13 protein-coding genes and 2 tRNA genes are annotated in these 14,252 nt (G+C 42.7%); 4 read left to right on the top strand and 11 right to left on the bottom strand.

Annotated elements, in window-relative coordinates; translation table 11 throughout:
* Positions 1–113: 113 nt before the first annotated feature.
* The 8 genes from PCRYO_RS09365 to PCRYO_RS09395 all read right to left on the bottom strand — a co-directional run bounded on the left by PCRYO_RS09365 (position 114) and on the right by PCRYO_RS09395 (position 6,838).
* On the bottom strand, positions 114–659 hold the full coding sequence (locus PCRYO_RS09365; protein WP_011514153.1) for a DUF3124 domain-containing protein: 546 nt from the start codon (positions 657–659) through the stop codon (positions 114–116).
* Positions 660–674: 15 nt separating this feature from the next.
* Positions 675–1,376, bottom strand: coding sequence for a potassium channel family protein (locus PCRYO_RS09370; RefSeq protein ID WP_011514154.1), 702 nt, complete (start codon positions 1,374–1,376; stop codon positions 675–677).
* A 50-nt stretch (positions 1,377–1,426) separates the two neighbouring features.
* Complete coding sequence (locus PCRYO_RS09375) at positions 1,427–3,187, bottom strand: TrkH family potassium uptake protein (RefSeq protein WP_011514155.1); 1,761 nt, start codon at positions 3,185–3,187, stop codon at positions 1,427–1,429.
* A 341-nt stretch (positions 3,188–3,528) separates the two neighbouring features.
* Complete coding sequence (locus PCRYO_RS13430) at positions 3,529–3,663, bottom strand: hypothetical protein (RefSeq protein WP_264623023.1); 135 nt, start codon at positions 3,661–3,663, stop codon at positions 3,529–3,531.
* A 119-nt stretch (positions 3,664–3,782) separates the two neighbouring features.
* On the bottom strand, positions 3,783–4,523 hold the full coding sequence (locus tag PCRYO_RS09380) for a CopM family metallochaperone (RefSeq protein ID WP_011514156.1): 741 nt from the start codon (positions 4,521–4,523) through the stop codon (positions 3,783–3,785).
* 59 nt (positions 4,524–4,582) lie between these two features.
* Positions 4,583–5,227: a DUF411 domain-containing protein gene (locus PCRYO_RS09385; protein ID WP_011514157.1), complete on the bottom strand. Its 645-nt coding sequence runs from the start codon at positions 5,225–5,227 to the stop codon at positions 4,583–4,585.
* Between the two features lie 128 nt (positions 5,228–5,355).
* Complete coding sequence (locus PCRYO_RS09390) at positions 5,356–6,306, bottom strand: DMT family transporter (protein WP_011514158.1); 951 nt, start codon at positions 6,304–6,306, stop codon at positions 5,356–5,358.
* 43 nt (positions 6,307–6,349) lie between these two features.
* On the bottom strand, positions 6,350–6,838 hold the full coding sequence (locus PCRYO_RS09395) for a M48 metallopeptidase family protein (protein WP_011514159.1): 489 nt from the start codon (positions 6,836–6,838) through the stop codon (positions 6,350–6,352).
* A 313-nt stretch (positions 6,839–7,151) separates the two neighbouring features.
* Here PCRYO_RS09395 and PCRYO_RS09400 point away from each other — a divergent pair.
* The 3 genes from PCRYO_RS09400 (at position 7,152) to PCRYO_RS09410 (ending at position 8,686) form a co-directional block, all read left to right on the top strand.
* Positions 7,152–7,227, top strand: a tRNA-Asn gene (locus tag PCRYO_RS09400).
* A 194-nt stretch (positions 7,228–7,421) separates the two neighbouring features.
* Positions 7,422–7,751: a hypothetical protein gene (locus PCRYO_RS09405; RefSeq protein WP_011514160.1), complete on the top strand. Its 330-nt coding sequence runs from the start codon at positions 7,422–7,424 to the stop codon at positions 7,749–7,751.
* Positions 7,752–7,954: 203 nt separating this feature from the next.
* On the top strand, positions 7,955–8,686 hold the full coding sequence (locus PCRYO_RS09410) for a hypothetical protein (RefSeq protein WP_011514161.1): 732 nt from the start codon (positions 7,955–7,957) through the stop codon (positions 8,684–8,686).
* Between the two features lie 83 nt (positions 8,687–8,769).
* Here the strand turns inward: PCRYO_RS09410 and PCRYO_RS09415 are convergent.
* The 3 genes from PCRYO_RS09415 to PCRYO_RS09425 form a co-directional block, all read right to left on the bottom strand.
* Positions 8,770–8,860 (bottom strand) — tRNA-Ser (locus tag PCRYO_RS09415).
* Positions 8,861–8,952: 92 nt separating this feature from the next.
* Positions 8,953–10,128, bottom strand: coding sequence for a type I glyceraldehyde-3-phosphate dehydrogenase (locus PCRYO_RS09420; RefSeq protein ID WP_011514162.1), 1,176 nt, complete (start codon positions 10,126–10,128; stop codon positions 8,953–8,955).
* A gap of 301 nt (positions 10,129–10,429) precedes the next feature.
* Positions 10,430–12,370: an AAA family ATPase gene (locus PCRYO_RS09425; protein ID WP_011514163.1), complete on the bottom strand. Its 1,941-nt coding sequence runs from the start codon at positions 12,368–12,370 to the stop codon at positions 10,430–10,432.
* Positions 12,371–12,649: 279 nt separating this feature from the next.
* Here PCRYO_RS09425 and PCRYO_RS09430 point away from each other — a divergent pair, with 279 nt between their 5' ends.
* Positions 12,650–14,176 carry an acetaldehyde dehydrogenase ExaC gene (locus tag PCRYO_RS09430; RefSeq protein WP_011514164.1) on the top strand — a complete coding sequence of 509 codons (1,527 nt, stop codon included), beginning with the start codon at positions 12,650–12,652 and terminating at the stop codon, positions 14,174–14,176.
* Positions 14,177–14,252 lie beyond the last annotated feature (76 nt).

Consider the following 14,252-nt stretch of genomic DNA (forward strand, 5'->3'; position numbering starts at 1 on the left):
CAAAACCGATCTACCTTTGCTTAGATCTAATACGTTCATCAGTAGATTCTCGACACTCAAATCTTAATAGATATGAAACTCTTGATGATTATTCACACTGAGGCATACATTTATCAATGCACAACAGGCGTACCCTCCGTGCTAAAAGCAAAGCCTTTATTGCTAAAATTACCAATCATGACTGCCTCAATGACAGGCGTAACGGTGTCGTCCACCCCTTCTACTTCAATGATAAAGTTGGCACCAGAACCCCCTTTATCCTCTTCTTTTTCGACAATATAATTGAGAGTTGCCATCGCTGGCAGCTCAATAGGAGCTCTTAAGTAGGACTTTACTAAGGCACCATCAGTATCATAATAATCAATTTTATTGATATATAATGATTTTTTTAACGTAGTATTACGTACGCTGAGTGTCGCAGAAAGCAATACTTTGCGATTGTCTCGATCGGTATAAATGTCCGAATATATGGGCACATAAAACGTTTGTTTGTAGCCAAACTGGCTGTGATCCGTTTCTTTTGACGTTTTTTCCAGCTCTTGAATTGGGTCCTTATGCTTCTCTGAAAACATCACATTTGGATCTTGTATAGACTGATCACAGCCTGAAAACAATATCAGGGCAGTCAGACATAGCATAGATACTCGATATTTTCTCATGGCCTCTTTCCTTATTTAACGGGCTTTAACCCCAACACTACGTAAAAACTTATTAATATGTTCATTAGCACCATAAATGACCAGCACATCATTATCTTGTAGTACTTGTTCAGGTGCTGCCAAGCCTTGTATATTTGGTTTGGTTTGCATACGACCGAAGCTGTCTTCATAGTGCTCATAACGCATGGTGCTGAGCAATTTGATACTAAATCGGTGTTCAAGCTGTAGCTCGCCGATGGTTCTACCAATCAAATCAGTAGGAATACTAATCTCGACAATACTAAAGTTGTCACTTAACTCGAACGAGTCTACAAAATAACGCAAGGACAGCCGTTTTGCCCAGCGCATTGCCGCCTCTTTCTCAGGATGAAAAATATCATCAACCCCAATCGCTTGTAGGACTTTTTCGTGTAGTGGATTGATACTACGACTGATCAAACGCCGTGCTTTTAACGTTTTAAATAGCGCGGTCGCCATGACATTGGCACCTTGGTCTTCACCAATAGCTACCACGACAATATCAGTATCTTTAATCGGTAAACCATTGACCGTATATTCATCGGTCGCATCCATACAGATGGTATGAGTAATCACTTCTTTATAGGTTTCAACCTTTTGCATACTGCTATCGATAGCAATGACCTCATGACCTTGACTGGTCAACGCCATACCAAGCGAAGAGCCAAAACTGCCCAAACCTGCGATAATGAATTTCATAATACTCCTTTTCACTCACCTCTATACTATAGTGGTAGTGATGGGACGGGTTAGTTAATAGTAATCTCTTCCGTTGGATAACGGTAGTTACGCTCATGTCTATTTTTGAGTAAGGCAATAAAAATCGTCAGCATACTGACACGCCCAACAAACATAATGAATGACACCACAAGCTTGCTAAAAGTAGACAGCTCCGTGGTCAGGTTCAAGCTTAAGCCCACCGTGCTATAAGCTGAAAAACACTCAAATATCACTTTAATCAAATCAAGCTCAGGCTGATCATAACTGATCAAAGTCACGCCCAGCCCAATGACCAATAAGGACAACCACATAACAGAAAACGCACGGCGAATTGAGTTATCTGCAATTTCGCGTTTGAACACTTCAACTTTGGTCTGTCCACGTGCCAAACTCAACGTATTTAGGAAAGCAATGGCAAAGGTGCTGGTTTTAATACCACCACCAGTAGAGTTTGGAGATGCCCCAATCCACATCAAAAAAATGGTCAGCATGATGGTTGGAAAAGCCAAGGCATTCATATCGATATTGTTAAAGCCTGCGGTTCGCGGTGTCGCAGCAGTAAAAAGCCCCGCTACCAGCTTGCCATACCAGCTGCTGTGCTCAGCCAACACACCATGATATTCAAACATCATCACCCCAATCAGCCCTACTAACAGCAAAGCGCCAGAGGTGATTAAAGTGATCCGACTATTGATACTCAACAGCCACGGCTGGTAGGCATAGCGCTGTCCATCACGACACAGCGCTCTTTGCATACGGTGACGCAGATAGCGGAGCAAGTTAACGACAATCAAAAAGCCCATACCGCCAAATAAAAAGGTAATACTGATAATCAGCTGTAAAGGATAATTAAAGCGCAGTGATTCATCGTATAACCCTGCACTAAAAGTAGAGAATCCAGCATTGCAGAATGCCGAAACGGCATGAAATACAGAGAAGAATAAACGCTCAAATATGCTCATGCCTGCCAAATCATAAACACTTATATAAATCAGTATTGCTGCCAGTGCCTCAATACCAAAGGTGACATATAAAATAGACTTTAAGGTTGTCACCATATCGCCCATACGTGGCGAATATGTCATCTCACTGATACTAAGCTGGGTCTCGTAACTGATACCACCCTTAAAGAAGTAACTAAAATAAGTCACAAACGTTAGGATGCCAAGACCGCCAATTTGGATAAGACCTAGGATAATCACTTGCCCAAAGGTAGTGAAATGGGTTGCGGTATCGACAACAATCAATCCAGTTACACAGACGGCACTGGTCGCGGTAAATAAGGCGTCTATAAAGGAGATGGGTTGATTTGTAGCATTTGGCATCATTAGCAATAATGATCCGACTAGTATCACTGATAAAAAACTTAAGATAAAAAATTGACCGGGGTTTAAAAAGGCTCGGTTAAGACTAAAATTATTATCTGATATTTCACGGATGAAAGTGACTAGTACGGCAATCTTGATGGCAATAAAACCATCAGCGGGCGTAGACAACCCCGATTGAAACAATTCAGTAAAATGTAGGACGAGCAAGATTAAAATGGCAATGCTGGTCAGCAAATCAAAGACAGCTACTTTATTGACCGTCAGGCGTATTTTTGGACGTATATAACGTCTTAGCGTAGTGACAAAACTGAGTAAAATTATACTCAGATAAAACAGGTGAAACACTTGTTGTAACCATGCGGACAATGTAAAACCACTGTCAATTAAGGCAACACCGACACCAATAAGGCTTATTACAACGATAAATTTATTTAATAACCGATACGGTATGCCCACATACATAGCTTAGGTCCAGAAAAGGAATAACCAGAATACTTATACTCCTTTTTTCTGTCATATACTAAGCGTGGTTTTAGATAATCGTAACCAGTTATGTGCTCTAACATCAGCCACTACAATATTCGTCATAGTTACTTATCTAACGATTACTTTAACAAAATTATCTCCACCGTTTTATCAGCAGAGAACTTATGTTAACGAGCACTATTTATTATAATGTATTAACAATAAAACCACTGATTGCGGTAGCGATTATTGCCAGACTGAATAAACGATCAAGGACAAGGATTTGTTATGAAAATGATTTCTAAAGATAGCGTACACTCATTGATACCGACCATCCACTATAGTACTGGCTGTACCTGCCCAAAGTGCGGCTGTAGCGCGGCATCAACTTGTGATAAATGTGATCGCTGTTCAAAATGCTGTGAGTGTGGTGAAAAGTAGTCATTCTTACCATAGCCTTTTGAGCTACTCATATTAAAAAAGCAGCCTCTAGAGGCTGCTTTTTTATACTTCGAATTGCAAAATACTTAGTAAATATAGGGTCTACATTTCATTATAGTAAGGTTTAAGTATTAAAGTTTAGGTGTTAAATTTAACTTTTATTTGCTGCAATCCAGCTTTGCATCTGCTCAATTTCAGGCTGCTGGGCGTCGATGATCTCTTGCGCCAGCTTACGCATCTCAGGATTTTTACCATATTTAAGCTGCGTTTCTGCCATATCGACTGCCCCAGTATGATGAAGTAACATGCCACGAGCAAATGCCATATCTGGTACTGGGTCAGCAATACCTTTCATCATGTCACCATGCATCGCATCCATACCCTTAGCATAAGCTTGCTGCATGGCTTTGGTATCCGCTGTTGGCATTTTGCTATCAGGATTGTTGGCAAGCCATGTTTTCATCTGCTCAATCTCAGACTGCTGGGCGTCGATGATTTCTTGTGCAAGCTTACGCATCTCTGTATCGGTGCCATATTTTAGCTCAATCTCTGCCATATCTACCGCGCCAATATGATGAGCAAGCATGCCCTGAGCAAATGCTGCATCTGGATCGTTATAATCCATACCAATCATATCTTCATTCATTTTGGTCATTGAGTCAGTGTATTCTTTGAGCATAGCCGTCATTGGTGTGCCGTCAGCGACCATAGCGCCTGCACTCATATCATGAACTGCATGCGGGTCCGCTGCAGCAGTATTTTCTTGTACAGCCTTTTGCGATGCAGCATCTTCTGTGGCAGTCACGTCAACCTTCTCATTGGCTGGTTGACAGGCACTTACTGCCAATAAGGCACTGGTAGCGAGAGCAAAGGTGCTTAATTTATTATTCATGGTACCGCCTTGGCTAATAACGATTTAATTTAGGTATTACAAAGCAAAAAAGCGCTAGCTTATAGCTGTTGCTCGGTTGAGACAATATCAGCATAGACCTCAGTAGTACCATCTTTATTAAGCTGCATAATCTGATAAGGGGCAAATTTATTTTGATACTCCATACCTGGACTACCAACTGGCATACCAGGTACCGCAAGACCTAGGGCTTGTACTGGTGGGTTTTCTAAAAACTGCGCCACATATTTGGCTGGTACATGACCTTCAAAGACGTAACCGTCGGTTGTGACAGCAGTATGGCAAGAGCGCATCTCAGTTGGTACGCCGTAGCGCTCTTTAAATACTGCCAAATCCGTAACATCGTGCGCAGTGGCGCTCAGACCATTGTCTTCTGCATGACTAATCCAGTCTTTACAGCAGCCGCAATTGGCATCTTTGTAGACCGTTGCTGAGACGTTTTTTAATAAATCTGGATTGCTGGCTGGCGTTGTTATTGCCGATTCCGTTTGAGCGTTTGATTCAGCAACATTTGCGGTGACTGCTGCGCCATCGTCATTTTGTAAGGAGCTTGCATTGGACGCGCTACTGTCAGGTTGGCTACAGGCAAATAAGGCGGATGCAGCAACTAACCACACTGTACTTTGCAAGAGTTTATAAGAATGACGTTTGAAGGTAGGGCTAGAATCGGATGTAAAGGCGTTCATAATGCAATCTCATGTATTTTTTGCATTATACCAAATAACCCTTAGGCTCAATCAAGACAGTCAGGCGTTTAACATAGTGACTTTAACAAAACATGACATTCAGATAACAATGCTGGCAGGTTGGCATATCATTCACTTACTGACCCTTTCTCTGCTCTCATCATCTTTACGCCACCATAAGTGACCAATATTACCCCCAGCACGATTAATGAAGCGCCTAGGATTAGCCCTTCTGGTGGGCTTTCATTTTGTAAAAAAATAGCAATTGGTACACCGACTACCGCCCCTACTGCCCCTAATAAGCTCAGCAGCACAGGACCGCCCGTTTTTTGCAGTAAAAACAACAGTAAAAACTGCGCAGCAAATACAAATGCTTGTAGCACAATTACACCAAGCGGTAAAAGCCCTGTCATCGGAACCGCTAAAGAGTAATGAGGAACAATACTGACCAGAGCTAGCAATCCTGATGCAGCAATCAGCATACCAGGCGCAAGCGCACTAGCAGAGAGATTGGCTGGCCAATATAGCGTCCGATAAATATTACCAATGGCGAGCAGAACAGGACCACAAAGCGTCAAGACGATCCAAAATACACTGGCATCTGGCGCAGAAAACTTACGTGCTGCCAATATGCCCGCGCCCGCAAGTGCCGCGATCACGCCAAGTGCACGAAGCTTAGTAAATGGCTCTATACGCAACACGATTGCAGCAAGGTAAGTAAGCAGCGGCGGCAAGGAGATAATCAAGGCGACAAAACTTGCGCCAACATGGGGAATTGCTGAGAAAAATATTAAATTGGAACCTGCAACACTGACCAATGCTGCAACAAAATAATAGCTGAGGATAGGTTTGTTTAAAGGCGGTAGCTCACGACGCCACAGTGCATAAATAAACAAAATAACTGCGGCACCTGTAATAGACCAAAACAGAAATGCCAGTGGCGTCAGACCAATCTCGCCTGCATATTTTGCCAAATTGGTAGAAATACCGATTAAAGCGCCGCCAGCGAGCAGACAAAGCAGAGGAAGGAGCCAGGTTTGCTTATGGCCTAAAGTCCCTTGTTGCGCTGACGACACCATAGCCTATCCTATTCATCCACCTTATTATGCCAACCACGATAGATCAGCATTCGCGCCATTGCAACCACAAACGCGTATCCAGCTCCAACTGATGATAATCAGGCTCCATATGACAGCACAGCTGATAGAACGCTTTGTTATGCTCCTGCTCCTTAAAGTGCGCCAACTCATGAACAACAATCATCCGCAAAAACTCAGGCGGCGCCTCTTTGAATAAGCTTGCGACCGTAATGCTATTGTGCGCTTTAAGCTTACTGCCTTGCACGCGAGACTGGTAAGTATGAATACCCAGCGCATGTTTGAGTACGGTGAGCTTACTGTTATAAGTCACTTGAGACAATGGATTGCTTTTGCGCATATACTGATTTTTTATGTCATTAATATAGTGATATAACGCTTTGTCGTTTTGGATTTGGTGTCTCTCGGGATAGTTTTTATCCAAATAATCGCCCAACTTGCCACTACTAATCAACATGGCAGCTTGATTTTGGATATCCTCAGAATAATGAGCAATATATTTTAAGGTGGTCACTGCTTTTGTCCTTTATCTTGATGCGCGATATTTATCTATATCAATTATACGGTAAGGATATTTTTTTGCTTTAATAGTTTGCTCAAATAGATAATGGCTGTTCTATTATTGAGTCATCAATATGTTATTAAAGTAGATAAAATAATGGTGTTATGGTCGATATTTAGACAATTATGATTAGATTTATAATTAATCTCATAATAAGGTTGACAGCTCATGACTACTTGGCTAAAATGTGCCCCACATAACGCAAACAAGATAAGCAATTGGGCATATTAAAGCCTTTGTAAAACTTGATGTTATTACCAATTATTCTCCAATAGCTCAGTTGGTAGAGCAACGGACTGTTAATCCGTGTGTCCCTGGTTCGAGCCCAGGTTGGAGAGCCATATACGAAAAGACCTTCATCACTTATTTGATGGAGGTCTTTTTTTGGCTTGTATTTATTAGTCCTTTATTAATATGGCTATTAATGCAGCTTCGGTGTTCTTTTGGGGACTTTTGTTGTATGGTAAGAGTACATATGACTAAGTCAGTTTTGCCTGAGTGCTTTATTCCTACTCACTAATAGTAATGGTTTATTATGATACCTGCACGTATAAAAAATAAGTTTTCTGATCATCCGCAAAAAATCATGCGCCCTATCAGTATTCGCCTCTCTGAAGAGATGATTGAGCTTTTAACGGCGACCGCATCAGAGCTTGGATTTAAGCGTATTCAAGGCTTGATTCGCCTATATATCCGTCAAGGTCTTGATCGTGACCATCAAGACTATACGCTTGCCCATGATGAAGTTTTTATTGAGACATTACGCAAAAAAGGCGTGAGCCAGCGTATTATTGATGAGGCGATTGTGGTGACTCACAATAACAATATCACCCATTCATTGTCTGATCTGCAAGAAAATAAATAGCAGTAGCATTTGAGTATTTAACCGCTTGAGTAGCTAATATTCGAAGCCTTAATAAAGACTAAGTTAACCTAACGGTGCTTGGTCTTTTTTTGCGATTGATAATACTGCACTCATCTTTATTTAGCGATAAATAAACATACACAACTGTGAGATACAATACATTAAGATAACAACTATCACGGCTCATATGGAGGTATCAGATAATGGGTTTATACAAACGTTTAAACAAAGTTGTGTTATTGACTGTGAGCTTGGGGCTGTTTCCTGCCCTGTACGGTTGCTCGCAGCCGCAAGTAGATCCTAGCCAGCAAACCATACCGACCAACTCTGATCAGTGGCAAAAAACACTGGGCGATACCTTTGAGCGTCTACCTGAAGCAGATAGAAAGCTGCTAAGTCGTTATATGCTACGTATGAAGCTTAGTAGCGCCTATGAATCAGGCGCGATGCCGCGTATTACTATTAAACAAGCTTTGATCCAACAGCGCGAATATGAGCGCCTACATCCAAACAACCCAACGGGTAAGAAAAGTCCCATTGTAACCAGTCAAAAGCTCGAAACTGCCAATCACCTCAATTATCCTGTTGCCCTATTACCAGTCAAAACCAGCGATAGTGACAGCTTAAACCAAGTCAAGCTACAGTTTATGCTGTCAAATCATGGCAAATTAGCTATCGAAAGTTTTCAAGGTACTCTCACGATGAAAGAGAAACGTTTGACCAAGAATAAACGCTTCAACGTGCCATTAACCCAGTTTGAGCCGCCTATCGCTCCAGAACAATCTGGCAAGATAATCATTGAGAGCAGTATCGAAGACATCAATGTTATGCGTGCTATTAAAAATAACACAGGAGTAAGCATTGAAATCACTGAGGGTAAAATGATATTAGCGGATGGGCAGGAAATCGAATTTGACGAGTTACTAGCCAAATAAGACGAAGGTTTTAAAATCTATAGCAATATAAAACAGAAACATAAAAAAATCCCCAATCATTGCTGATTGGGGATTTTCGAATTTGGCGGAGACGGAGAGATTCGAACTCTCGAAGGGCTATTAACCCTTGTCGGTTTTCAAGACCGGTGCATTCAACCGCTCTGCCACGTCTCCATTTGTGCATCATTATAGCGATCTGAAATGAGAATGCAAGCAGTTATGTCAAAAAAATTAAATTATTTTTTAAACGGCTTGTAATCATAAATCTAAAGCTTGTTTGAAGCAAGATGCAAGCACATATCAAGCATGCGATTGGCATAGCCCCATTCATTGTCGTACCAAGCAAAAACCTTGTATTGATTGCCGACTTGCATCAGTTGTTGCCCATCTATAATCAATGATTCAGTCTGGTGGATAAAGTCACTTGAGACCAGCGGCTCCTCCGTATAGTCCATGATCGTCGCTAAATGCGCCTGACTCGCTGATTTTAAAACGTCACGTATCGCTTCAATACTGACATTTGGCGTCTCAAATACAAACGTCACATCAATCGCAGCAACATCAATCGTTGGCACACGAATAGAATGACCATTTATCTTACCCACCATATTTGGTAGCACGCGTTCCGTAGCAGCGATACTGCTTGAAGTCGTCGGAATAATGTTATAACCAGAGGCGCGCGCACGCCTTAGGTCACGGTGCGCTTGGTCAAGTACGGTTTGATCAGCCGTCACTGCATGAATCTCAGTCATCATAGCTGACTCTACACCAAACGCCTTGTCAAGGGTATCGATGAGCGGTACGAGCGCCTGAGTGGTACAAGAGACGCTAGAGATAATAGGCAGATCACGCGTCAAAGCATCGCTATTGACGCCCATCACGATACAAGCATCGACATGGTCAAAGGGTGCGGCACCGATAATCACTTGTTTGGCACCCGCCTCTATGTGCAAGCTTGCCTGCTCATATGAGCGATAATGTCCGGTGCACTCAAGCACCACATCGACCTGCAACTCTTTCCATGGCAGTGTCTCTGGGTTTTCTCTTGATAATAAACGAATGCAGTAAGTAAGATTATTTTTGGTCAAGCACAGCTGAATATCGTTTTTTGCTGTCGCACAGGGCTTTTGCTTATGATCGGTGAAGCCATCTTGTACGATATCCGCTGTCACGCCAAGCTGGCTCAAACGCCCATGTGTGCTATCGAACCTCAGTAAATGTAATAAGGTTTCGGCAGGCGCTAAATCATTAATCGCGACCACATGAATAGCACGTCCTAGCACCTCAAAGCGCTCTAATAACGCACGCAATACATTGCGACCAATACGACCAAAACCATTGATAGCCACTCGCAAAGGCTGAGTCTGGTCACTGGTCGTATGAAACCCTGATGTAGCAGGATTAGACGTCAAACGGTAGGTAGCACTAGAAAAATCAGGCATAACAAGTTATCGCTGTAATAGAAATAAAAAATGAAGGCTAAAATTGAATGCCATCGGCTGATCAAAAAAGCGCCACGCAAAATATAGTCGTTCGCGAATAAAAGAAATACAAATGTTATAAGGTACTACTGGGGTTAATTTTTCTTGCTTGCTGTGCCTACGCAGACAGAGGCTGCGAATAATTAACCCCAGTAGCTCTGCACCCTTTTATAAGTGAATTAACTATATAGGCAGTCGCGAATAAAACAGTTGCAGATAAAAGAGTCATCTTTTAAAAAATTCACTTATGACTTCAGAATGACTACGGAGTAATAAATATCAATGCCAAACGAATGGTATTGTAATCAGCGCTTTGTTTTAAATGCTCAAATATCGGACGCAGCTTAATACTACCATCATCATTAAAATCATTTGGGTTATTAGCAACTTTAATCGCCACATAGGCATTACCCACTGCCGTCATAACCTCATCTTCTGGCCGCAGATGATCACAAGCGAGGCTCGGGTCTTGAGATTTCAGCTCAGCAATATGGCGCATAATGGTAGACTGTGACAGCTGCCGTGCTTGCGATATTTCCGCGATAGATAAACTTTCTTCAAGAAGTATTCGTGTGGCAAGTAAGGTACTGTCTGACTTATCAGACACTTGATTGCCAAGTTTCTGTTTTTTTCCTATTTGCGCTTGCTGCTGTTCACGGCGCTTTGTTTGTAGAGTGGCATAAGCATCAATCACTGACTTGCTTAATGTACCGCCGGACTTTAGAATAAACTTCTCATGTGCCTGTGTCATGCTTTCTTCATCAAGCATTGCATAATTGGCATCCGCTTCATCAGACAGCACTAAAAAACGCTTATCTGCACCGCGTGCCAGTGGGTCAAGCTGCAAGCTCATTTCATTCATACCGAGCAACTGCAGACCTGCCAGCGATTTTAACCGTGATAACGCCACATATCCTTGACCAAGCTCAAAGGTACGTGACAGGTCAATCTCAGCAGCTTCAAGCGTCATACCTTGCGACTTATGAATGGTAATCGCCCAAGCTAGACATAATGGCACTTGCTCATAGCTTGCGAGCACATCGCCCGTCTCGTCCTCGATAATCCATTCTTCCGGTTCAGCGATAACCTCACGCCCAGTATTTAACCTAACCACTGGCATTTTTTGTGTCGTTGGCTTTTTAACTTTTGCTTTATCTTTTTTGGCTTTTTCTTTTGCGCTTTTGGCAGCCTGCTTATCGTTACCAACATCACTGTCTTTATCGCTACCAATATCATCGTCTTCGATTAAATCGTCACTACTTTCTTTGCTATCATCAATTTTGACAGCAGCAAAGCCAATCAGCTCACCCATCGTACCGTTAGACACGCCAAGCTCGGTATTGTTTTTGATAAACATCACCTTTGAGCCAACTTTTAATACCAAGTCATCTTGAGTACGAACCGTCTTCTTTAGCGTCTCAACCAGTTTACTATCGCCAACAGATGTGGCTTCAAAGCGCATCATCTCGCCAGACAAATCAGCCAACTCTTTGTCATTGATTTTATTAACGTTTAGATTGTGCGTATAAAGACGCGTACGCTTGATATCGACGTTTTGATCAAAAGTAGCTTCTAAGGCGGCAATCGCCTCAAAGGTGACTTCTTGACGACGGATTTGATTGAGAATATCGTCTAAATCAAGCCCACCATTTGCCGCGTCGCTGACCTGCCGATGTTGCTCAGACAGATAGCAGATGTGAAACTTAGCATCAAGCCACGCCTCACTCATAAAGGCAAACTTCTCACGATTGCTCTCGCCCTTGCTACCAATCGGTGGTAACTGAAAAAAGTCGCCTGCAACAACGACTTGGATACCACCGAAAGCTTTGTCATTTTTGCGTACATGCTTAAGCACTTGGCTGACCAAATTAATCTGCTTGGCATGCAGCATCGATATCTCATCGATGATAAGTACCGCGGTGTCTTTTAATCTATCTGCCAAAAACTGCTTACGTGATAAATTGGTTAAATCGCGATCCGTTAGCTCATCCTTAATACCAATGCCCGACCAACTATGAATGGTCGTGCCATTCATATGAGTGGCGGCAATGCCTGTACTCGCGGTCACAGCAACCGGTACCCGACGCGCGCGTAGATAATCGATATATTGGTTAAGTGTATAAGTCTTACCTGAACCTGCTGAGCCCGTCAAAAAGACGTTTTGACCTGTTTTTAAAATATCAAGAGCAGAAGATTGACGCATATATCCAAACCAACCAAGAGTATAAGAAAGAAAGCTGACAGGATTAAATTCATAACCATGACGAGCTAAAAGTATTTAACCTCAATTATAACAGCTACATCCATTTTGCGAACCACTTTAACCGTCCTACCTCGCATAACTTTAAGTTATGTGATACAAAGCATATCATTATAAAAAGTCATTATCGCTTGGAGCCAAAGCTCAGTACGATAGAGTCATAGCTTGGTCAGGATGGTCAAGTAAGGCTACATAACTATATTACACAACAAGGAATCGTTCATGTTATACGCTTATCCCAATACTGAAAACAGTCCCGTCCAATTCCGCGAAAAATATGGTAACTTTATCAATGGTGAGTGGGTCGCGCCAATCGATGGCGAGTACTTTGACAACTCAAGTCCAATCGACGGTAAAATCTTCTGCCAAATCGCACGCTCAAAAGAAGCAGATGTCGAAGCTGCCCTAGATGCCGCTCATGCCGCCAAAGATGCATGGGGCAAAACCAGCGTTACTGAACGCTCTAATATGTTGCTCAAACTTGCCGATGGTATCGAAGCCAATTTAGAGGCCATCGCTATTGCCGAAAGCTATGAAAACGGCAAACCCGTACGTGAAACCCTAGCCGCAGATATTCCAATCGCCATTGACCACTTGCGTTACTTCGCTGGTGTGATTCGCGCGCAAGAAGGCGGTATCAGCCAAATTGATGAAGATACGGTCGCTTATCATTTTCATGAGCCACTTGGCGTCGTCGGTCAAATCATCCCTTGGAACTTCCCTATTCTAATGGCGATCTGGAAAATTGCACCTGCTCTTGCAGCGGGTAACTGTGTCGTCCTCAAGCCTGCCGAGCAAACCCCTGCTTCTGTCTTATTTATGCTGGACTTAATAGGCGCGGCGGACATTCTGCCTAAAGGCGTACTGAACGTCGTTAATGGCTTCGGTGTTGAAGCCGGTAAACCAATCGCTTCCAACCCACGTATCGACAAAGTGTCCTTTACTGGTGAGACCACCACTGGTCGCCTCATCATGCAATACGCTAGTGAAAATATCATTCCTGTAACGCTAGAGCTAGGCGGTAAAAGTCCAAACATCTTCTTTGCCGATATCATGGATGAAGACGATGACTTCTTAGACAAAGCCGTCGAAGGTCTGGTCATGTTTGCGCTAAACCAAGGCGAGGTTTGTACTTGCCCATCACGTGCACTCGTACACGAAAGCATCTATGATGAATTTATGAAACGCTGTATCGCCCGCGTTAAAGCCATCAAAATGGGCAACCCGCTTGATACCGATACTATGATTGGCGCGCAAGCCAGCTCAGATCAGCTAGAAAAAATCCTCTCTTACCTCGATATCGGTAAAAAAGAAGGTGCCAAAGTCTTAGTCGGTGGCGAACTTGCCAAACATGATGGCGACATGGCAAACGGTTATTATGTGCAGCCAACCATCTTTGAAGGCACGAATGACATGCGCGTGTTCCAAGAAGAGATCTTTGGTCCTGTGCTTGCTGTGACGACCTTTAAAGATGATGAAGAAGCAATGGCGCTCGCCAATGATACCTTATACGGTCTTGGTGCTGGTGTATGGACGCGTAATGGTACTCGCGCTTATCGTTTCGGTCGTGGCATTAAAGCTGGTCGCGTTTGGACGAATTGCTATCACCTTTATCCTGCGCATTCAGCATTTGGTGGTTATAAGCAGTCTGGTATTGGTCGTGAAAACCATCTAATGATGCTCGATCATTATCAGCAGACCAAAAACATGCTGGTTTCATACAGTCCTAAAGCGATGGGCTTCTTTTAATCTAAAAACATGTACTGATTTTAGATAAATAAATGCAATCTATCGTAAGGTAGATTGCATTTTTGCTTTAATAAGG

The organism is Psychrobacter cryohalolentis K5 (assembly GCF_000013905.1).
GTDB lineage: Bacteria > Pseudomonadota > Gammaproteobacteria > Pseudomonadales > Moraxellaceae > Psychrobacter > Psychrobacter cryohalolentis.